Here is a 22,480-nt window from a genome sequence, read left to right as displayed (position 1 = left end):
GAGTCAGCAATCGTGTTAAGAAGGGTCGAAACTTAGCTACGAGGGTGGATGCGCGACGACGGATGTCGTGCCGCGAAAGAAATGCGAAGACGCCCAGGGAGTTGTTGATCCGGAAAATGGTGATAGAAAACCGCTGAGATCGCTGTGGGAATTTAAGACAATTAAATCGGGGAGTAGCGCTCTACGAGAAACAGATTCCGATTTGGAGTTAACGACTAGAGGGGGCTAGAGCCGGATATGATCAGCACAGTCACCGGTTCAAAGCTAGCTAAAGTTGTTGCGTGGTAACGTCACCAATTTTGTGACTTTTACACTATAAACTTCTCTCACCATCCCTGAAGTCGAATTTCTCAGACAACAAGCATATTCTCGACAAATCTATCCACATGGTCGCAAAGTATGAATACAGAGGCCATCAAGCGCATTCTGGGGTTATTGAATACCTGCTGCTGAAGGTGGCTCTACACTGGCCATCGTTAGGTACCGAAATTGCAAACGATAGGTTCATCGGAGTCCCCAGTATCCACTGTGGCGACCGAAAAGGATTTTCTGAAATCGCCGAGTCAACGACGATTTGTGTGACGTATCTATATCGCAGCGAATTATGAGGATATCATGGTAGCCGCAGATCAGTTCAAGGCCAGGGAAATGGGAGAGGTACTCGTCGCTGGGAAAAGTTCAGCAGGTGCTTGGAAGAGTTCCGTGCCATCTTTTGATTCTGCCTATGGCCGGAAAGGTAGTGGGTGCCACAATATCCGTCTAGTCTAGAAACAGCATGACATACAAAATCTCCCCGCAACCTCAGGACACTCCCCAAACAGTTACTGCAGCGATTAAAACTCTACCGACAGCGACCTTCAACATCGATCACCGTTGGGCATCCTGACGAGCAAAGAAGTCAAAGCTACAGCTTTAACTACATAGCTTGTCGAAGGAACTGAGATCAGTAACGAGATCAACGCCACCACTCAGCTTTCGATCACCTAAGCACAGCGATTTATTCTTCATCGATCCATCAGCCTCGGATACAGAGTTTCTGGCATCCTCGTTGGACTACCTTAGAAAACCCAGAGTCCTTGCACACCCCAACATATCCCAATGATGAATCCGCTGTGCACCTCGTAGGTAAAAGCCCGATTGACCAAAAAGTTAGTAGTGCGGCGACAGCCGTCGCCACGTTTCAGGGATCTCCATACAGAAGCAAACTAATATGCTCTCCCGAGAATACGATTGGGTTCAGCACCTACACCCCGAGTCCGATGTCTGCCCTAACTGCAAACCCTTTTGATCTCTCATTAACGAAAGCTGGTAGGCCCTAATTCACCGTTATGCAGCGAGGAGACTTCACCAATCCAATTCGGATTAACCACGTGGAAGCCTCTCTACTCATACTTGATAAATATATCCAGGGCTAACAACCTGGATATTTAGGTGCCCGATGTTTAGCATTGCATGACTTGCTCTTTGTGTCCTGTCCTTTTCGACTTAGTCATAGGGTAGCTAATTACCCTTGTCCACCTAAGGTTTTGTGGGCCCAACTGCGCTACCCTTCCGACGGAAAAGCGGTGATCTAACGTTACGCTGTCCACCAAGGATAATGAGCATTAGCTCCCACCCACTCGTTGAACGCATCCTGTGCCAGTGGAGTCTGACTAACACTGTTGGCGTTGGGAGTGAAAGTTGAGTAATCAACCGAAAGTGGCTCATTTATATCATTGAGAACCTGGCCGAAGAAATCGGAGCGGATTTGATCCAAGCAGATCTCTAGCTGTTTTTTATCGGCCTCAACAGGAAAGTTAGGTGTTCTCCTCTCCGGGTAGGGAATTCCATAAGTTGTTCTCACTTCTCGTTCGACTTTCTCGCGGGCAGCACGAAGGCTCTTCACAGCCGCATATTTTTCGGTTTGGGCCTCTACAGTGAGTTCTTTTGCCTCGCCTAGTTGCGCGTCTACCATATCGAGTTTAGCAACCACATTCTTTAATTCAGCGCGAGATTCCTCTCGCAGCTGCTGGAGTGCCCTATCCGCCGCATTTTTAACCACTACAGCCGTTATGAGGGAAGCGGCTACTAAGACCAAAAGTGCGACCCCAAGGATGACAACCAACGCTGTCAACGTCAGAGACCACGGACCGATCAGTACAACGAAAATACCGAGAATCACTGTTGCTATCGCGGCTGGGACGCCTAGCCTGTTACCAAAAAATGCACTCCTCAAGTCCATCTCTTTGTTCTCTGCTTGTGCGAGAATATCCTCGAGCTCAGCTTTTTCGCTTCTCAAGTCTTGGTATGCGCTGGTCACTTCGATCTCGTTCTGCTCTGCACGTGCGGCGAGACTTTCGCCAGCCTCCTCTGCCTTAATCAACGCGGGAAGATTATACGCTTCCTCAATCTTAGCGAGCTTTTGCTGCCAAATATGCTGCCACGACAGTTTAAGCTCATCATAATCGTCAATAAAGCCTTCCAGCTGCCCAATCTGCTGACGCTGGTCCAGACGAGAATCGAGACGCTGCTCAATCAATTGGCGAAGATCTTCGCGATAAGCCCGTCGTTGCGATTTCCATTCATCGACAAACTTAGCAATTTCTTTATCTAAGGTCCTGGCACTTAATGGAACCTTCGCCGCCTCCCGCTTGGCTACTGTGCACTCCTTTTTAGCCTCGCGAAGATCCTCCTTAAGATCCGTCCGCTGAGCCCTCATCCGTTCTATCGCATTTTTCAGATCGACCAGACTATATTCAATTGAATTGATAGCCTCCTCAATTTCCTGAGCTTTACTGGAGTGCCAGATTGTTAATCCAGTATTAACAAAGGTACTCATCTTTCCTGCAGTTTTTAGCTCAGCTTCGTAGCGACTGCCCCGCATAGCGCGTTTAGCTAAATTAAACTCAGTTCTCAGCCGCGATTTTTTGATCTTCAGATGTGCGATCTTCTCCCGTGCTAACTCGATATCTTCGTTGACCTTATCAATCTCACCCTGCAGCGAGTGGATATAACCCTTCACTTGTTTCAACTCTGCCTCGGCTTCGCGCTGAGGATCCAACTCTTCGTAAAGCTGATCATTTAACTCGTCAAGTTTCTTCTGATTTGCACCCTCCCAATCGCCGTATTGGTCAGTGTAAAGGATGTCTAACAAAGCGGTAAAGGTATTGGAATCAATATCAGGGAAAGGCATCTTGTCTCCATTCAAACAGCGGGTCTAGCGATAGCATCTTTCTAGATCGGCTTTGGGCAATATGTGTACGAGATTATCACTAGCCTGAAGGGCGGAGTAAAATAGGAATTTTTCTAAAAATATGCCTTTTCATAATTCTTTAATAACCGAACTTAGTTTCCGCTGCTCAATTTTTTCCCGTGAGTTGCGGCAACTAAGGGCCTGTGGACACGATATCCTACTCGAATCGACACCTGATTGAATGTCTCAACCTATATTCCCCTCGGATCCTGCTATCGATCGCCACTAAAGAGATAAATGGTGCATACTGGTCGAATCTAATAAACAGAATTACAAATACCCTAGGTGCCCATCTAGTAATTATCCGTGACAAAAACGGTGTACGCCCCTCACCTTTTCAAAGGAATACTGGGGATATTAGTTACCAGACTCGGCTTCTACCCGTCTCTGAAGACCTTCTGTTTTACGTCCGAGATCGGTGACCCTAATCAGCTCCAGCGGAAGATAAACCCCGTGCGCAGTCCTGACTTCCACCGACAATAAAGGCCCTCGCCTGCATTGGCGAACCGTTTATCACCCGAATAAACAGATTTTTCACCAATAACTTTGCTATGGGCTGGGTCTCAACCTCGGCAGTGGTATCCCGCTTTGTGAGCTACGTGCCGGCCTTCGCCCTGCTCTCACGGGCAGAGCCCAGAGCAGTTACGTGATACCAAAAATTTTACAGATTCCAGTTAATCCCAGGATCACGAAATAGGGATCTATGCCCGTAGTTAGCCCCCTGGTAGATGCCAGATAACTCGTTTTTCACAATTAAAGGGGCCCGCTCGACGGCGGTGATAAACGTAACTCCTACTTCACACCAGCACTTCGTAGCTCGGTATCAGCTTGACACCTATATACTTAATTCCCAGAGAGCTCGATGAGGGATGCGATAATGCCGTGACGCACACAGAACAGAATTCGCCGCAGATAGTGCCTGAGAATATTCAGGATGAGTGGTTGGAAGAGACATCTCACCACCGCAGTGTCTACCAAGAGTTTTGGCATGACTATATCAACTATCCCAAGGCGCTCATCCAACACGGATGGAGCTTTCTGAAAACGACCCCGGGACGCATGACCGCCCTCATGCTTGTGCTGAGCATTGTGGTGGTCGGTACAGGGATGTTCATGAGTCAATCCGCTGCGCAGCGTCGCAGCGACCTCGATCACTTAATTACCACCACCGAACCTGTGAGCTATCTAGCACAGTCTCTGTACTCCAATTTGGCGGCGGCGAATACGGCGGCGAGCTCCGGCTTCGTCTTGGCTGGGGTCGATTCCAACTCCAATCGCGATGACTATCAGTTGGCGTATCAGCAAGCAGCCCGAGATATAGCGGTTACCGCCAATGGAATTACCGACCCAACTGGCGAAGAGATGAGATTGATTACTCGTCTATCCGAGCATTTACCCATCTATACCGGGTTGGTGGAAACTGCGTGGGCTAATAATCGCCAAGGCAATCCAGTTGGCGTGGCGTATATGTCCGAGGCGTCTACGCTAATGCGCGAACATATGCTTCCCAATGCTGCTCGTCTTTATGCACTTACCAGTGAGAACGTCCACCAGCAACAGACAACGCTGACCCAACCCCTGTGGATTCCCCTCATAGGCTTATTGGTTGCTCTCATCGCACTCATTCTCACCCAATTGTGGCTGTCAAGTGTGAGTAACAGGCGTTTGAACCGGGGTATGGTAGCGGCCACCTTCTTGCTATTAATTGCTAATGCGTGGGTGATTTCCTCAGCCGCTCTTACTTTTCAGGCGGGAAATCAGTCCTATACTCAGGCTTCTCAGCCCCTATCGGAGGTCATCGAGGCTAGAATTGCGGCCCAACAAACGCGTGGTTCGGAGATGCTCGCTTTAGTTTGGCGTCAATCGTTGGTGAACTCGACGAAGAATTTTGACACCACGATCAGCGATATCAATGCCACTTTAGACCTTTTTCCGCAGAGTAAAAGCAGTGATGCTCATGAACTCCTTGATCGATGGTCTCGTTCTCACCAACAATTAGTCACCCTCCTCAATGCTGGGGATTATGATCAGGCACAAAAACTTACCGCCGCTGCTTCCTCGAGTCATCCTTATCAGGAATTGGATACAGCTCTAGCGACTCTCATCGATGATTCACGAAGCCAGATGCGCGACTATATCAATCGAGGCATCGCGGCCTCGGCCTCCGTTTCGGCAGTCACACTCGTCCTCTCCCTCCTAGCGGTTGTGAGTATCTGGATGGGAATACGCCCTCGTTTACAGGAATATCTCTGATGAAGAATCCTTTTGCCCTTAACCCACTACGCTGCGGTCTCGGTGCGTGCATGGCTGTGATGGGCGTGACGAGCGGCTGCCAGGCATCACCAGCCAACCCTCCGCTGATCGCCAGCCCTAGGACCGAGGCGATTATGCCGCTACCCCACAAAGCGGTCAAAGAAGATGCGGGAGCCCAGAAGGCCCACGAATTTCGCAGTGTAGAGAATCGCGGATCCCTCCGCCCTGATGCTTTAAGTCCCAAGGAGCGGGTGCCATTGATTGTCCGCCGCGGTCGGTTAATCGTCGGCGTCGACCAAGCTCACAATCTTTTGAGTTTTCGAGACCCTACGACTGGCACGCTGGAAGGCTTCGAAGTAGATATCGCCCGTGAGATAGCTCGAGATATTTTCGGTGACCCTAATCGCATTGAGTTCCGCTATATTAACGCCACAAACTGGGAAGATGCTTTGCATACGGAAGCAGTTGATATTGCGATGCGTACGATTTCTATCACTCAAGAGCGAGAAAACGAAGTAGAGTTCTCTATTCCCTATTTCGCCGGATACACCCGAATGCTGGTCGATAAATCCTCGGGCATCAGTTCTCTTGAAGATTTAGCAGGGGGCACTGCCTGTGTCACAGAGAATTCTACGGGAGCGGCCTTTGTACGGTTGGAGGCTCCTCAAACCCATCTACTCATCACTCAAACAAGTGCTGATTGCCTAGTGGCCCTGCAGCAAGATCAGGTAGCGGCGATTATCACTGACGATACTATTTTGTCAGGAATGGCTGCCCAAGACCCCTTTACAGCCATTGTCGGAGACAACCTCAACAGGCAGGATTACGCGGTGGCGATTGGACAGTCAGATTATCGTCGCAACACGTCGGGATTGGTACGTCAGGTTAATGTCACCCTCGAGCGCATTCGAGCCGATGGCACGTGGCAGCGTTCATATAATAAGTGGTTGGGTGCCTATTTACCACAGATAGCGCTACCTGCACCACGGTATCGAGAGGAGGAATAATGGATACTCATAGTGAACGTATGCATCCCGAGGTTGCTACCTCGGCGGTCCCCTTCGATCCCTTTGCTGATGATACTGAGGGCACTAGCTTCTCCTTGACCACCGCTACTCCTGCTATAGATGATCCTTCGGTACGCTCACACCAGGAAGCGCTTTCAACCTTTCGCAAACGCCGTGCAGCTACCAGGGGGGCGCGCGCGGTTGCCAACGGCATGGTGTATTTGCCCTTTGTACCCATTAAGGAAACGGAATTTCTCACTTCTGATGCGTGGAAAGACCACCAGAGCCCCGTGCTGGGGCCCGGCGATGTGGTGGGCGACCAGTATGAGGTACTCGGCGTATTAGAGCGTGGCGGTATGGGGTGGATCTATCTGGCCAAGGACCGCAATATCACCGGGCGTGTGGTGGTGCTCAAGAGTATTGTCAGCCGCGATAATCCCCGAGATTATGCGGCGGCTGTAGCGGAGCGGGAATTCCTTGCAGATATTACCCACCCGGTGATTGTTAAGGCCTACAACTTTATCGACGACCCGCGTATCGACGGTGGCTTTATCGTCATGGAATTCGTGCCTGGACCCAGCCTCAAGGCCCTACGCAGCTCCCAATATAACGGGCTCTTCCCGCTCGATATAGCTATCGGCTATATTCTGGAGATTCTACCGGCGCTGTCCTATTTGCATGCCCGCGGGGTTGTCTATAACGATTTGAAGCCCGATAATATCGTCGTCACCGAGGATCAAGTCAAGTTGATCGACCTTGGGGCGGTTTCTGGTATCGGCGCCTTTGGCTATATTTTTGGCACCAAGGGTTTTCAAGCCCCCGAGGTAGCCACCCAAGGTCCGAGTGTGGCTAGCGATATTTATACCATCGGACGTACCCTCGCTGCGTTGACCGTTCACTTACCTGTTGATAACGGCCACTACACTCTAGGACTTCCTACTCCTGATGAGGAGCCTCTCTTTGCCCATTATTTGAGCTATTACCGGCTCCTGCAGCGCGCTCTAGCTCCCGATCCGGCAGCTCGCTTTAGTTCAGTCCACGAAATGGAAACTCAGCTGTATGGAGTATTGCGGGAATATTTAGCGATCCACAAATCGCTGCAATACCCGGCGCAGCACTCACTCTTCTCCCCGCAGCGTTCCACGTTTGGTACCAAGCACACGGTTTTTAAAACTGATCAGCTCCTCGATGGAACAGTGCGGAATGCGTCAATAACGCCCGCTGAAGTCGTGGCAGCTCTGCATATTCCACTCCTCGATCGCGATGATCCCGGCGCGACCATGATCGCTGGATCAAATTATGCAGAACCCTCGGAGGCGCTCGAAACCATGCGCGGAGCCTTGCAATTAGAGGAATTTGGCGGGTCAAAGGAAATCCCTCTCGGCATCGTGCGCAGTCTCCTTGATCTCGGTTTTACACAGCAAGCCAAAGAATGGCTGGGGGAATTAGAGGAAGAATTGGGAACCGAATGGCGTTTCCAGTGGTATTCGGGTGTCACTCGGCTCTTACTTGAAGATTTTACTCATGCCCAAGACGCTTTTAACAGGGTGTTTAGTATTCTGCCCGGTGAGGTTGCACCTAAGCTGGCGCGCGCTGTAGTTAGCGAATTAATCCTCCAGCAAAAAGGGCTGTCCGAGTCACCCTTGTTGAGCCCAGATCTCGCGCTGGAAGCTGCAAGCCTTCAAGGGACAGCGGTGAGTGAATTTGCTGGTTTGTGGAATAAGCTTACGGCGAAACCTGAAGTATTGCGCTTTAAGGCTATTTATCTCTATGCGCTGGTATGGGCTACGAATCCCACCACGGTGAGCTCGGCCTTCGGATTGGCGCGCCAATTGCTCGCCGAAAAACAGATAGATATGGCTGTGAAGGCACTCGATGAGGTACCGCCTGCGTCAATACACCATCGTATGGCCCTATTGACAAGTATTGTGTACCTCGTCTCCTTGAAACCGAACGAGCAGCGCATTAGAAGAGCTGCTCGACGTTTGGAGGGGATTCCTACGAATGAGCCGCGTTTTTTGCAGCTGAAGATTGTGATTCTCCATGCAGCACTGAACTGGTTACGCAGCAGCAATTTAGAGGAATCCGCTGTTACCACCGATTTATTTGAGTACCCCTTTAGTCAAAAGGGGTTGCGGGTGGGCTTGGCAAAATCTCTACGTGTGCAGGCTCGAGTGGCACCGAGCGCGAAATATCGCTATCAGCTGGTCGATATGGCTAACAAAGTTCGGCCACGTACGTGGTTTTAAAAAAGCCTTAGTGGCTATTCCACTAAGGCTTGTATTGGCTTTTATTTTTTTAATCGAGACCAGCGAGCTCACTTGAGTAGCGAGCAATCGCAAGCTCCTCGTTGGTGGGAACAACGAAAACTTTGACCGCTGAATCATCGGTGGAGATCACGGTCGGCTCCTCAGCGCGCACAGCGTTTCGATCAGGATCAATCTTTATGCCATAGACCTCAAGATCTTTCAGCGCATCAGCACGCACAATAGCGTCGTTCTCTCCTACGCCGGCGGTGAAAGTGATGGCATCGACGCGGCCCAGTTGAATCATATAGCTACCGATATAACGTCGCAGTTGGTGAATATAGATCTCATAGGCCAACCAAGCTTTTTCATCACCGCGAGCGATGAGCTGGTGCAGCTCACGGAAATCATTAACCCCCGAAATACCCTTCACACCGGATTTCTTGTTCAGCAGGACATCGATCTCGTCAATGCTCATACCAGCAGTACGGTGCAGGTGGAATACGATGCCTGGATCAATGTCACCTGAGCGGGTACCCATGACCAATCCTGCGAGCGGGGTCAGCCCCATCGAGGTATCGATGGGTTGGCCGCCCTTAATAGCTGCGCAGGAGGCGCCATTACCGAGGTGCAAAGTGATCTGATTAATCTCGGCAGCGGGTTTGTCTAGCAAACCTGTAACTTGCCTGGAGATGAATTCGTGGCTGGTGCCGTGGAAACCATAGCGGCGGACGCCATATTTCTCTGCGGTCTCAAGCTCGATGGCATAGAGCGCTGCACTGGCAGGCATAGCGGCGAAGAAGCCAGTATCAAATACTGCAATATGAGGAACAGTGTCAAGCAGTTTGCGCGCCACCACGATACCGTCGATATTGGCAGGGTTATGCAGTGGCGCCAAGGGGATCAAATCGTAAACCTTCTCGAGGATCTCATCGGTGATCACTACCGGGTGGCTAAACAGCGTGCCGCCGTGGACGAGCCGGTGCCCAACCGCCTTGAGTTCCACATCCTTAGGCCCACAACCGTGCTTAGTCATCAGCGCGAAGGCCATATCGAGGCCGGTAGAATGATCGGGAACGGGGGCTTCCACAATGTGTTTTTCTCCCTGGAATTTTAGGGTAATGCGCCCTAATTCCTCACCGATTTGCTCCACTAGTCCGCTGGCAAATGGGGCCGCGGATACATCTTGGGCAGGATCGACTAGCTGGAATTTGATCGAGGACGATCCCGAATTGAGAACGAGTACGAGGGCCATGATGTAAAACTCCTTATAAAGCGGCGGCTTGGATAGCGGTGATCGCTACAGTATTGACAATATCTGCCACGGTAGCACCACGAGAAAGATCATTCACAGGTTTATTTAATCCCTGCAGGATAGGGCCAACCGCGAGGGCATGGCCGGTGCGTTGGGCGGTTTTGTAGCCAATATTTCCGGCCTCTAGATCGGGGAAGATAAAGACATTGGCTTGACCTGCAACCTTGGAATTGGGCATTTTCTTCTCAGCCACTCCGCGGTCGACGGCTGCATCAAATTGAAGGGGGCCGTCGATAAGAATATCGGGGTGGTTCTGGTGCGCGATGCGAGTTGCCTCGGTGGCACGATCAACGTCAGGGCCGGAACCTGAAGTACCGGTGGAATACGAAAGGATGGCGACCCTCGGGTCGATACCGAATTGCGCAGCGGTTCGCGCTGAGACGGCGGCAATTTCGGCGAGCTGTGCAGCGGTGGGGTTGGGGTTGACGGCGCAGTCACCAAAAGCCCACAGTCGGTTGCGCATCACCATGAGGAAGATCGATGAAACCACGGAGGTGCCTGGTTGGGTTTTGATGATCTGGAAAGAAGGTTTGATGGTGTGGGCGGTGGTATGCGCGGCACCCGATACCATGCCATCGGCAAGACCCTTGTGGATCATCATGGTGGCGTAATAGGAAATATCCTGCATGGTTTCCCGGGCCTTTTCAATCGTCATGCCCTTGGCCTTACGCAACTCATAGAACTCTTGGGCGAATTCTTCTGCGTGGGGATCGTTCGAAGGATCCGACAGGTGCGCGGCGCTGATATTCAAACCCAGCTCTGTAGCCCGAGCAGTAATAGCCGCAGGATTACCGAGAATGGTCAACTCACAGATATCCTGGGCCAGTAACTGATCGGCAGCGAGCAAAATCCGGTCATCGTCACCTTCGGGCAGGATGATATGGGCCCTAGCTTGGCGGGCGCGATCGAGCAGCCAGAACTCGAAAACCTCAGCCGACATAACCGGCTCGACCTGAGCTTCGTGCAGGGCGGGGAGGGCGGATTCTAGAGAGCTACCAGGGCCTAGGATATCGACGATATGTGCCCCCAGCACTTTGGCTTCGGCGCGTGCTAGTTCTGCACTGACGCCCAATTCAGCAGCCTGGATGATAAGTGGCACTCCGAGCGCTGCTGCCGCTCGGGCGTCGAAATCAATACTTCCCGTGCCCTGATAGACCACGGGTGATTCAGGTCGGGTGGACAAAACCCCCGTGATGGTGGGGTCGGCCACGACGAGCGGCTGGATATCGAGGCCCAATATCTGGGCGAAGTGCTCAAGATCAGCTGTGTCGATCTGGCGTCCTAGGGCGCTAATGACAACGGAGCGGGTTGTATGTGTCACCTTCAGGTGTCCCTTCTATATGGGTTTAAATACGAGAACTCGTCACACCATTTACTGCTGTGAGCCATCCCTCACAGCTTAGCGCATATACCAGCGACAACACAGAAATATTCACCGCTTCAAAAGTCCCAATTGCCCTACATATTGGCACATAAAGTGGACAAAGAGCAGAAATCCTTTCCCTTTACGCTATGGGAATTATTTTCCTACTAACCTTATTCGGGGTTAGTTCCTTCGGCACCGCTGAAATCCTTCCATTGGAGATAGCTGACACCTTAAGCGAGAAATCGCGAGGAAGCGCGAGAATGGACGTGAACGGGCAAGAGTGGGAGAGTCCGGGCAAGGCTGAGCAAAGCTGGGCAACACGTGGCTAGGCTCGCCACGATGCATTTGGGCCGTGCGGGATCCTACTGGGCTCGGCGGGATGAAGTTGGCTCGGAGGAGTGTTAGTGGCATATCTAGCTTGAAGGAATGGTTCTCTTTGGCTATTTCGATCTGTGGCCAAGACTGCTAGTATTCTTGTGCGATCGCAAAGCTAGAAATAATACAAGGATATATCGACTCTATGACTAATTCTCGCCCCCTCCGTGTTGCCGTAATTGGCGCCGGCCCCGCTGGCATCTACGCCTCTGATCTATTAATGAAATCTGGCCTTGAGGTAGCCGTCGACCTTTTCGAGCGGATGCCCACTCCCTTTGGCTTGATCCGCTATGGTGTGGCTCCTGATCACCCTCGTATTAAAGGCATCGTGAAATCTTTGCACGCGGTTATGGAGAAGCCACAGCTGCGCTTTATCGGCAATATTGACATTGGAAAAACCGTCAGCGTTGCGGAATTAAAGGAATTCTATGATGCTCTGATCTTCTCCACTGGCGCCGTAGCAGACCGCGACCTTGATATTCCAGGGCAGGATCTCGAGGGTTCCCATGGGGCGGCGGAATTCGTGGGCTTCTACGATGGCAATCCCGAATTTGCCCGCGATTGGGATCTTAGTGCTCAGCAAGTAGGCGTGATTGGGGTAGGTAACGTCGGCCTAGATGTGGCTCGTATCTTGGCTAAAACGGGCGAAGAACTTCACGTCACCGAGATTCCCGATAATGTTTACGAAGCACTGAAATCTAATAAAGCCACCGAGGTACACGTATTCGGACGTCGGGGACCCGCACAGGCGAAATTTACTCCATTGGAGCTCAAGGAGCTCGACCACTCCCCGACTATTGAAGTAGTCGTAGATCCTGAGGATATTGACTACGATGCTGCGAGCGAGAAAGCGCGTCGTGAATCGAAATCGCAAGATCTGGTGTGCCAGACCCTCGAGCAATATGCCATGCGGGAGCCCAAGAACGCCCCTCATAAGCTCTTTATTCACTTCTTTGAGTCCCCAGTCGAGATCATCGGCGACGATGGGAAGGTTGTGGGCCTAAAAACGGAGCGTACTCAGTTAGACGGCTCTGGAAATGTGGTAGGGACGGGCACTTTCAAGGTGTGGCCTATGCAGGCTGTCTACCGGGCGGTGGGTTATCGTTCTGATGCTGTTGCTGATATTCCTTTCGATCACGATAAAGCGGTGATCCCCAATGATGGTGGCCATATTCTCGACGCCCACAACCAGCCGATTCCTGGACTTTATGCCACCGGCTGGATTAAGCGTGGGCCTGTGGGCCTCATTGGCAATACCAAGTCAGACGCCAAAGAAACCACCCAGATGTTGTTGAGTGATTGGAAGGCGGGGCAGCTGGCACCGACCCAGAAACCCGAATTGCATCATATTATCGAATTCTTAGAGGCTAAGGGGCTTACCTACACCACGTGGGATGGCTGGCACCGGGTCGACGCCGCTGAGCGCGAATTGGGTGAAAAGGAAGGCCGCGAGCGTAAGAAAATCGTGGAATGGGATGATATGGTCTCCCATGCGCGTTTCGACGCTCAATCCTAATAGTTCATCCCCCGACCTCTTCAAATCAAGAAAGGTCGGGGGATTTTAGTTAGCCATCTCATGTTCTACACTCTATGGCTATGACATTCTTTTTTGCCGTTGATCCGCTGCAGCGTTTAAGCGCTCTGGAATTACACGAGATCTACCAACTCCGTGCGGATCAGCCAGCTTCCTTGGCCTTAGCCCCCATCATCGATGATCGCGACACGCTAGGCAGTACTGCCCATCTTAGGTGCTACGAACGCATTAATGACAAGACCGTACTCGCTGGCGCCGTTCGCATTAGCTCCGCCGACAACCACTTCCGCCTCGATCACGTCATAGTGGGCACGGCCTATCGTGGTGGCCACATACTTTCCGATCTTTTGGCGCATAGTTTGCGTTTTTGTTACGAGCAGGACCCCCAGCGCGAAATAGTGACCCAGACGCTCGCCGATGACGTAGACATATATGCCGAGCTAGGTTTTAAAGATTTAGATTCCAATTCTGCAGCTCTGGTGACACTCTCCTCAACCCCGCAGAGCGCTTTTGAGCATACTCGGCATTTATCCCACTGATTGATTAAGGTAAGAATATGGCATACCACGCAGACTCCCTCGATCTGGACACTAAGGAAATCTTAACTTGGGAAGGTTTTGGTACCGCTAGCCGCGAGCTAGCGCAGACCATTGCCGATTCCGATTTCGATCCCGAGATTATTATCGCAGTGGCACGTGGCGGCTTAGTACCCGCTGGTGCACTCAGCTATTCCCTGGGCGTGAAGCTTTCTGACGCTATCAATGTGGAATTTTATACCGACGTTAACACCACGTTGCCCGATCCTATTCTCTTAGAGCCCATGCTCGATACCTCCTCGATCAGCGGCAGGCGGCTTCTCGTGGTTGATGACGTGGCTGATTCAGGTCGTACTCTCAATTTGGTTATCAAACTCCTCAAGGAGCAGGGTGCTGAGGTTAAGACCGCATGTATTTATGCCAAGGACCGCACCGAAGTGATGCCAGATTATGTGTGGAAGCACACGAATGAGTGGATCGTCTTCCCGTGGTCTGATAAGCCCCCAGTTCAGAAGCGGGTATCTTAAATTTATTGAGTCGCTGAGCTGGTCATATATGCGCCATGAATAAAAATTGGTGATTCTTCACCAAAATATTGTGGACACGTCACCTTTTATGTATAGTGGTCATCAGTGGCCGCTTAGGTCATTGAAAAACTTTTAATTTCACTATATTTAAGGAGTTCACTTTCATGAGCGCATATACCTTCGACCCAGCACATACCACCATTGGTTTCGAGGTTCGCCACGCAATGGTTACTAAGGTGCCCGGCAAATTCACCGAATTCGAGGCTACCTTTGATCCTGAGGCCAAGACTGCACAAGCGACCATCAAAGCCGCTTCCTTTAATACCGGTAACGATGATCGCGATGCTCACGTTAAGGGCGAGGACTTCTTCAATGTAGAGCAGTTCCCTGAGATTACGTTCACAGCGACCTCCTTCGACCTCAACGCTGAAGGAGGCACCGTGACCGGTGACCTCACCATTAAGGGCACCACTAAGCCTGTCACTTTCGATGTCGAGCTCTCTGGCCCAGTTGAAGATCCATGGGGCGCCACCCGCCTCGGCGTCGAGGCCAAGGCCACCATCAACCGCAAGGACTTCGGTATCGATTTCCAGGCGCCGTTGAACTCTGGCGGCGTGCTTATCTCTGAGAAGGTTAAGATCAGCGTAGACGGTTCCGCTCTCCAGGACGACTAAATAACTTCAAAGAGACCAGGTTGTAGCCTCTACAACCTGGTCTCTTTCTATCTAGGGGTGCTTGCCGCGAAGGTGTGACAGTTCCCCGATGAGCGAACTCAAGTAAGCAAACCGGCAGTGACTTTCGTATTTCACCTTCCACTTTTTAAGGTTCTTCTCTCTTAGACTCCTATTTCAGGTACGATCTGTATCTTCCCAGCAATAGCCACTATATCCCGGTGACCATGTGCCGCATCTATGAACAAAAACAAAAGCCCAAAAACCAAAGGCACAGAGGGGCCGTTACTTTATACCTTAGGGCCAATATTTCGTGCTGGTTGTAGGGGATGTCGCCGGGCAACGGGACCGGGTAACTACGCTGGGCAATAATGCTGATAGCGGAGCTTTATTCTTATCCGAGCACTGCAAGAGCATAGAGTTCTGGCCGCATAATCGCCCGTAGTGGGACTAAAGATATAACCCTTGTAGTGATCGAACACATATATTCGGGAATGAGTACCTAAGAGGAGGGCACTCGTATCAATCGTGCGGTGAGTACCATGACCACATGAAAAACCCAGTTCACAGATAACTCAGTGAACTGGGTTGGATTGTGGATCTTTACAGACCCTTAAAACCACTTGGTCGCGGAATATTGCGCAGATTCGACTTCGCTAGATCGAACATTTTGCCCACGCCGCCCTCCAAGACGGTGCGAGTAGCTGCGCGAGTAAAGCCTGCCACCTGCTCGAGGGAAATCTCGGGCGGGATCGAGAGAGCGTTGGGGTCGGTGACCACATCAACAAGAACGGGTCCGTTATATGCCAGTGCCTTACGAAGGACAGGCTCAATATCTTCTGGCTTTTCCACGCGGAAAGACTTGATGCCAATAGCCTGGGCGATATCAGCATAATTGATATGCTCATGGTCGGTGGCGAAGTCTGGCAAACCTTGGACGAGCATTTCGAGTTTTACCATGCCCAAGCTGGAGTTATTGTACACAATCGTCTTAATGGGCAGATCATAATTATGTACCGTGATCAACTCGCCAAGAAGCATTGATAAGCCGCCGTCGCCACACATGGCCACAACCTGGCGGTGCATATCTGCTTTTTGGGCCCCGATTGCTTGGGAGAGTGCGTTGGCCATGGTGCCGTGCCGTAGGGAGGCAATCAGCTGACGTTTACCCGTGGGGTTGATATAGCGGGCGTGCCATACATTGCACATACCAGTATCGGCCGTGAAGATCGCATCCACATCTGCGACGGAATCCAAGATATCAGTGAGATATTCGGGGTGTATGGGCGTGGTTTGCCGAGTGCCCTGAGTATAGGCCTCGATGACGTGGCGCAGATTCTTTTCTTGGCGCACCAGCATATCGTCTAAGAAGGAACGATCGGTCTTGACGGTGATAAGTGGGAGAAGAGCCTCGATGGTTGCTGCAACGTCACCGACCACCCCGATAGATACCTCCGTACGTCGGCCAATATGGGAGCCATCAATGTCGATCTGCGCGGTCTCGGTATCGCGCGGGAGGAAGTCGGAATACGGAAAGTCCGTACCAAGAAGAATGAGTAAATCCGCGCCGTCAAATGCATCATTGCAGGCGCCGTAGCCTAGAAGGCCTGACATGCCCACGTCGAAGGGGTTATCGTAATGCAGGTATTCCTTGCCACCGTAGGCGTGACCTAATGGTGCTTTGATTTTTTCGGCAAGTGCAAGGACCTGCTCCCGAGCGTTCTTACAGCCGGCGCCACCGAATAATGTAACCTTTTCCGCCTTGTTAATGGCCTCGGCTAGGCGTGTCAGGTCCGCCGGATTGGGCATCACTACTGGGGGATTGACGGTGAGATTAGAACGCAGTTCTGGGACGTCAACAGCGTCCTCAGAGGCGATATCGCCAGGTAGAACGAGGACGGAGACTCCATTGCCAGCGAGCGTAGATTGCAGGGCGTGGTGCAAGATCTTCGCGGCTTGTTCAGCGGAATTGGCCATCTCGCAGTAGCCTGAGCATTCAGCAAAGATCTGCTCAGGGTGGGTCTCCTGGAAGAAATCGGACCCTATGAGCTGGCTGGGGATATGGCTAGCAATCGCAAGTACCTTAGCCCCGTTCCGGTGAGAATCATAAAGACCTTGGATAAGATGGGTATTACCAGGCCCGCAAGAAGCTGCGCATACAGCTAGTTTGCCTGTTGCTAATGATTCTGCTCCGGCAGCGAAAGCAGCGGCTTCCTCATTGCGTACGTGTACCCACTCTATGGAGCTCGTCTTGATGGCATCGACGACCGGGTTCAGGCTGTCGCCAACAATCCCGTATATCCGTTCGACGCCGTTTTCTTCTAGTGTTTGGACAAGTTGCTCAGCATAGTTCATAGACATGTCAACTATCCTACTCTAAGAATTCCTAAGGAAACACGGGGCACTGGGCGAGTGTGAAGGTACTCTTATCACTGAGGTTATCACCGAGGTTATCACTAAGGTTTTATTCACATCACCGGCGGCCTAGACGCCACCCTCCTCTGGTAGCTTTAGAGTGCAATTTGCATACCCTTTAGATAAGGACCTCCATGACACCCACAGTCCTCTTCGCCTGCCGCCACAACGCCGGCCGCTCCCAAATGGCCGCGGCTCTCGCCGGATATCACGCAGGCACAAAAATCCGCGTCCTGAGTGCTGGCACAACACCAGCCGATGATATTCACCCACTCGTAAGCGAGGTATTGAAGGCGCGCGGTCTGGGTGCGCACACCACCGCTCCCCGACTGCTCACCGCTGATACCATCGCTGAATCTGATTGGGTGATCACGATGGGCTGCGGTGAAAGCTGCCCAGTATATCCAGGCAAGACTTACGAAGATTGGCCAGTCGACGATCCAGCTCACCAATCCGAAGATAAAGTCAGAGAGATTATGGCCGACATAGAACGTCGCGTGATCAACCTCATCGAGCGGATTACTGCATAAATGACGACGATGACTTCTCCCCCGCGCCTATCATTTTTAGATCGCTTCTTGGCCATATGGATACTCATTGCTATGGCGCTGGGGTTGGCTATTGGACAGCTTATCCCTGGTGTGCAGACATACCTGACGGCTCTGGAAATATCCCATGTTTCGCTCCCCATAGCAGTGGGGCTGATCGTCATGATGTACCCACCCCTGGCGAAGGTGCGGTACGACAAAGCCCAAGCACTGATCAAAGACAAACGGCTGATGATTATTTCGCTGGTTCTCAACTGGATCATTGGGCCGGCGGTGATGTTTGCCTTTGCGTGGCTTTTCCTCAGCGATTTGCCCCAGTTGCGAACTGGTGTCATCATCGTGGGCTTAGCTCGGTGTATCGCCATGGTCCTGGTGTGGTCTGACTTGGCTTGTGCAGACCGCGAGGCGACGGCAATTTTAGTAGCGATTAATTCTGTTTTTCAGCTCCTTATGTTCTCAATTTTGGGATGGTTCTATCTCGAGGTGCTTCCTACCTGGCTCAACCTCGATACCAAGAGCGTAAACTTCTCTTTTACAGATATTGCGCGTTCGGTTCTGATCTTCCTAGGAATTCCTTTGATTCTGGGACTGCTCAGTCGGATTGTGGGCGAGAAGTTAAAAAGCCGAACTTGGTACGAAGAACGCTTCCTGCCACGTATTTCACCGCTAGCACTTATAGGCTTGCTTTATACCATTGTGGTGCTCTTCTCACTCCAGGGCGATGCAATCTTGGCCAACCCAAGTACCGTCGCACGTGTGGCCTTGCCCTTGCTGAGTTATTTTTTGTGCATGTTTTTCATTGGCCTGATCGTGTCATGGTCGGTGGGGATGAATTATCAGCAATCGGCCTCAGTGGCGTTTACTGCCACGGGCAATAATTTCGAACTGGCCATCGCGGTAGCGATCGGAACTTTTGGGGCCAGCTCCCCTGAAGCGCTAGCAGGAACGATTGGTCCACTTATTGAGATCCCAGTTCTCGTAGGTCTTGTCTATGTGGCGCGGTGGATCGCACCGAAACTCTTTGGGAACAAATAATAAGCATCACAGCACGTGTCGACGCATCAGACGCCCCCACCTCGGGGGCGTCTGATGCGTCAAAGGGATTCTGCTCCCTTGATTTCCTTTAGCGGCATGAGATGTGGTGATGGCCTATTCAGAGTCGGTCAGCATGCACGCGAGCTAATTCACTCATATGAGGCAGACAAATTAGGGTATCCTAAGTATATGTCTGAAAAATTCAAAGCTGCGGTGGTTGAAGAATTCGGCCCCACTCTCACCCTTAGTCATATTGACCTCCCGGAGCCTGGCCCTTTCCAGGCACTCGTCCGAAATATTGCATCTGGCATTTGCCACACTGACCTCCACGCTGCTGAGGGCGATTGGCCCGTGAAACCCACCCCACCATTTATTCCGGGCCATGAGGGTGTCGGTGAGATTATTAAGCTCGGCCCCGGCGTCCACGACCTTAACGTTGGCGATATGGTGGGCAACGCATGGTTGTGGTCTGCCTGCGGCTCCTGCGAGCATTGCATCCAAGGCAACGAAACCCGATGCGAAAATGCCGAGTACGGAGGCTACACCATTAACGGCTCCTTCGGTGAATATATGCTGGTTGACACTCGTTATTGCCCACGCATACCCGACGGCGTCGACCCCTGCGAAGTGGCGCCGATATTATGCGCCGGCGTAACCGTATACAAGGGCCTAAAAGTAACCGAGACCAAGCCGGGACAATTCGTAGTCATTTCTGGCATCGGCGGACTCGGTCATATCGCCGTGCAGTATGCCGTCGCCATGGGTATGCGCGTCATCGGCGTCGATATCGCCGATGACAAACTTGAGCTCGCCCACAAGCTTGGCGCCGAATATACCGTCAATGCAAAAGACTGCGATCCCGTCCAAGCCATCCGCGACTATACCAGCGGGGGCGCGCATGGCGTACTCGTCACCGCGGTTCATCCCCAAGCATTCGGCCAAGCGATCGGCATGACGCGCCGTGGCGGGACGATTGTCTTCAACGGGCTACCTCCAGGGGAATTTCCCGCACCGATCTTTGACATCGTTCTCAAAGAACTCACCATCCGCGGTTCCCTTGTAGGAACTCGCCACGATATGGCCGAAGCTCTGGACTTCTACGCTCGTGGGCTTATTAAACCCACATGGAAAGAAGTTGGACTCGACGAGGTCAACGACGTCTTCGCAGACCTTATCGATGGCACGGTCGATGGTCGCCGCGTGATTAGATACTAAAATTTCCGATAGGTCATTCCTCCTCATCATTATGAGGAGGAATTTTTTGTCCTGTACACTCTGTGACGTTCACGTATATTTGGAAGGACATAAATGAACCGTACTAAACTGCTGGCCGCAGCCCTGGCAGCAACCCTTATCCCCGTAAGTCCGGTACATGCAGCAGAGAATACTGTTGTGGCTGGCTATACCGTTAGCGTTGATGCTTCAGCCCAAACCTGCACAATCACCCCAACCGACGTCGCTCGAGCTCAAACGAAAAACCTTGGCGATACCATGTGGGTAGGTGCTGAAAAAGCTATTCTTTCTACGGGGCAACCGTGGGCTGCGGCTCAGGCACAGAAGATCAATGAGCAGCGCCAGCTCGGCACCGCTAAAGGTAACGTTGCTATTACCACTCCCATGGCAGCTCTCGAAGCTCTCTCGGTGCTGAAAGCTGGAAAAGACACGAAGGGGGCGGTTGACACCCTTAAGAAGCTACCGATCATAGGCTCCCTCATCGGGCTCATCCCTCTAGAGGGAACCGTCTCTTCGATTTTCGACACCATCGGCTCTTTAATCGGTGTCGCCATCGATGTGGATAAACTCATGCTGCCCGGGGAACTGGCAGCGCGCTTTGTCAACCCCAGCATCGACGCCTCAACTCCATTTGTAGCCTCGGGTGGTCAAACCTTCGCGCTCAACAAGATTGCGGCTGAAAAAAATTACTACCAAAAAGAGATAGACAATCCGAGCTATGCACGGGCACCGCTTACTGGTGCCGCCTTAAAGCAGGCTCGCGCCCTCGACCCCGAGTTCAAGAAGGCGTGGGCTGCGTATAATACAGACGCGGTCAAGGCTCTTGATGCCTGCATAAAACCCGCAGCCGATACGGCGCCGACCAATCCTCAGGACGTTCGGCCCCAGGACGTTCCCAATAGCCCAGATCTCCTCAAACCTCTCGATCCTCAGCAATCAGGCAGCGATGCTTCCTCGAGGATCGACGCCGCCGATAAACTTAGTTCGCTAGCCGGCAATGAGAATGGGTCTTCTAAAGCTATCGGCATTACCTCTGCTGTCATTGGTATTCCAGTCCTCTTGGGTATCATCGCCGCACTGATCCCTGTGATCAAGCCTCTGCTCCCGCCAGAGATCAGCCGCTTGCTTCCTTAAATAAATAAACTCCCCGGTATAACCCGGGGAGTTTATTAAAATCTTAGCGACGCTGTCTGGAGAGGAAAGACCAGATCTCGTCAGCAGTGCTGGGGGTATACCACCATAAGTGCCCACCAGGGACCCGAATATGCTCGGTGGGGGCCGCGCAGCCTTGAGCTACGACCTTGGTGGCACCACCGGGCAGTGGGTGTTCGGTGCGTCCCGCCCAGCAGCGATTACGCTGCGCATAGCGTTCCATCATCTCTCTACCACCGTAGTAGTGCAGTCCATAGCGGAAACCGCCATTATAGTTATGCTGTTGATCGCTCATCCCGTGAACGTTGATAAAAGCGATGGGATTGCCCTTGCAGTTGCTATCCACCGCATCAAAATAAGCGCCGGATACTGGAGCGACTCCTGCGAAAAGATCGGACGCGTGGCAGCCAAGTACCGCGGCCATTCCAGACCCCGTCGACATACCTGTGGCATAGATGCGGCCACGATCGATATTATAGGAGGCCTGAACACGGTCGATGACGCGCCGAATGAAGTCAATATCTTGGCCTGGTGCGGACGTGGCGGTGGGGTTACCCTCCCACGATTGATTCCAAGAATCTGGGTACACAATGATTGCGTCGCGACCTATCGACGAGTACTTGAGCCGCGAGTAGTTACGAAAATTCTCAGAGGTATCCTGATATGCGGGGATGCCCACCATCACAGGGAACGGGCGCGCCGCGTCATAACCGGCTGGCACGTCGATGAGGAACCGGCGGTTGCCATATGGGGTATTCACCCACAAGGCTCCGAAACCTCCGTTAGCTACGGGTTGTGGCTGCGATGGACGCCAACCGGCCGGAGCCGGCGGTAGTGGCAGTGGAGCGGAACTCGAGGAACCTTGAGCGAGCTGACGCTGAATATCGTTGACAGTGCGCTCAACCTGGGTGCGCGCATTGTCAATCGCTCCCTGAACCTCGGGCGGCAACGGCAACTGAGCCTGAGCGGTGGCGGGGAGTACAGAGGTCATGAAGGTTGCCGCAAAAGCTGCAACTGCCATGCGCGAAAAAGTCT

At 52.1% G+C, this 22,480-nt stretch carries 16 protein-coding genes; 11 read left to right on the top strand and 5 right to left on the bottom strand.

Annotation, left to right across the window (positions count from 1 at the left end):
• Positions 1-1,576: 1,576 nt before the first annotated feature.
• A complete protein-coding gene (locus NXT01_RS06350) occupies positions 1,577-3,172 on the bottom strand; it encodes a hypothetical protein (RefSeq protein WP_259078762.1) in 1,596 nt (531 codons plus the stop codon).
• 942 nt (positions 3,173-4,114) lie between these two features.
• Here NXT01_RS06350 and NXT01_RS06345 point away from each other — a divergent pair.
• Genes NXT01_RS06345 through NXT01_RS06335 form a run of 3 tightly spaced genes read left to right on the top strand, consistent with a single transcriptional unit; the run spans position 4,115 to position 8,741 of the window.
• Positions 4,115-5,485 (top strand): phenol hydroxylase, encoded by a 1,371-nt coding sequence (locus NXT01_RS06345; protein ID WP_259078761.1) that lies wholly within the window; start codon positions 4,115-4,117, stop codon positions 5,483-5,485.
• Complete coding sequence (locus NXT01_RS06340; RefSeq protein WP_259078760.1) at positions 5,485-6,492, top strand: glutamate ABC transporter substrate-binding protein; 1,008 nt, start codon at positions 5,485-5,487, stop codon at positions 6,490-6,492. Before NXT01_RS06345 ends, NXT01_RS06340 begins: the two co-directional genes overlap by 1 nt.
• Positions 6,492-8,741: a tetratricopeptide repeat protein gene (locus NXT01_RS06335; RefSeq protein ID WP_396124757.1), complete on the top strand. Its 2,250-nt coding sequence runs from the start codon at positions 6,492-6,494 to the stop codon at positions 8,739-8,741. Before NXT01_RS06340 ends, NXT01_RS06335 begins: the two co-directional genes overlap by 1 nt.
• A 49-nt stretch (positions 8,742-8,790) precedes the next feature.
• On the opposite strand, the gene NXT01_RS06330 is transcribed toward NXT01_RS06335, so the two are convergent.
• Both NXT01_RS06330 and pta read right to left on the bottom strand, forming a co-directional pair.
• Positions 8,791-9,993: an acetate kinase gene (locus NXT01_RS06330; protein ID WP_259078759.1), complete on the bottom strand. Its 1,203-nt coding sequence runs from the start codon at positions 9,991-9,993 to the stop codon at positions 8,791-8,793.
• A 13-nt stretch (positions 9,994-10,006) separates the two neighbouring features.
• Complete coding sequence (gene pta, locus NXT01_RS06325; protein ID WP_259078758.1) at positions 10,007-11,374, bottom strand: phosphate acetyltransferase; 1,368 nt, start codon at positions 11,372-11,374, stop codon at positions 10,007-10,009.
• Between the two features lie 565 nt (positions 11,375-11,939).
• Between pta and NXT01_RS06320 the strand changes: the two genes are divergently transcribed.
• From NXT01_RS06320 to NXT01_RS06305, 4 genes are all read left to right on the top strand, one after another.
• Positions 11,940-13,310, top strand: coding sequence for an FAD-dependent oxidoreductase (locus NXT01_RS06320; protein ID WP_259078757.1), 1,371 nt, complete (start codon positions 11,940-11,942; stop codon positions 13,308-13,310).
• Between the two features lie 80 nt (positions 13,311-13,390).
• On the top strand, positions 13,391-13,867 hold the full coding sequence (locus NXT01_RS06315) for a GNAT family N-acetyltransferase (protein WP_259078756.1): 477 nt from the start codon (positions 13,391-13,393) through the stop codon (positions 13,865-13,867).
• 17 nt (positions 13,868-13,884) lie between these two features.
• The gene (locus tag NXT01_RS06310) at positions 13,885-14,391 is read left to right on the top strand and encodes a phosphoribosyltransferase (RefSeq protein ID WP_259078755.1); all 507 of its coding nucleotides are present in this window, start codon (positions 13,885-13,887) and stop codon (positions 14,389-14,391) included.
• A gap of 164 nt (positions 14,392-14,555) precedes the next feature.
• Positions 14,556-15,065, top strand: a complete 510-nt coding sequence (locus NXT01_RS06305) for a YceI family protein (RefSeq protein WP_259078754.1) — start codon at positions 14,556-14,558, stop codon at positions 15,063-15,065.
• A 600-nt stretch (positions 15,066-15,665) separates the two neighbouring features.
• Here NXT01_RS06305 and NXT01_RS06300 read toward each other — a convergent pair.
• Entirely contained in the window at positions 15,666-17,423 is a 1,758-nt protein-coding gene (locus tag NXT01_RS06300) for a pyruvate dehydrogenase (RefSeq protein WP_259078753.1), read from the bottom strand.
• Positions 17,424-17,611: 188 nt separating this feature from the next.
• Here NXT01_RS06300 and NXT01_RS06295 point away from each other — a divergent pair, with 188 nt between their 5' ends.
• From NXT01_RS06295 to NXT01_RS06280, 4 genes are all read left to right on the top strand, one after another.
• Complete coding sequence (locus tag NXT01_RS06295; protein ID WP_259078752.1) at positions 17,612-18,007, top strand: low molecular weight phosphatase family protein; 396 nt, start codon at positions 17,612-17,614, stop codon at positions 18,005-18,007.
• Positions 18,008-18,016: 9 nt separating this feature from the next.
• On the top strand, positions 18,017-19,060 hold the full coding sequence (arsB, locus tag NXT01_RS06290; protein ID WP_259078751.1) for an ACR3 family arsenite efflux transporter: 1,044 nt from the start codon (positions 18,017-18,019) through the stop codon (positions 19,058-19,060).
• Between the two features lie 189 nt (positions 19,061-19,249).
• Positions 19,250-20,275 carry a zinc-dependent alcohol dehydrogenase gene (locus NXT01_RS06285; RefSeq protein ID WP_259078750.1) on the top strand — a complete coding sequence of 342 codons (1,026 nt, stop codon included), beginning with the start codon at positions 19,250-19,252 and terminating at the stop codon, positions 20,273-20,275.
• A gap of 93 nt (positions 20,276-20,368) precedes the next feature.
• A complete protein-coding gene (locus tag NXT01_RS06280) occupies positions 20,369-21,427 on the top strand; it encodes a hypothetical protein (protein WP_259078749.1) in 1,059 nt (352 codons plus the stop codon).
• Positions 21,428-21,470: 43 nt separating this feature from the next.
• Here the strand turns inward: NXT01_RS06280 and NXT01_RS06275 are convergent, their stop codons facing one another.
• On the bottom strand, positions 21,471-22,466 hold the full coding sequence (locus tag NXT01_RS06275; RefSeq protein WP_259078748.1) for a PHB depolymerase family esterase: 996 nt from the start codon (positions 22,464-22,466) through the stop codon (positions 21,471-21,473).
• Positions 22,467-22,480 lie beyond the last annotated feature (14 nt).

Origin of the sequence: Corynebacterium sp. ES2775-CONJ (assembly GCF_024814515.1) — a bacterium.
Classification (GTDB): domain Bacteria; phylum Actinomycetota; class Actinomycetes; order Mycobacteriales; family Mycobacteriaceae; genus Corynebacterium.
The sequence above is the reverse complement of the archived record's forward strand: the minus strand, read 5'-3'. Positions and strand labels throughout refer to the sequence as shown.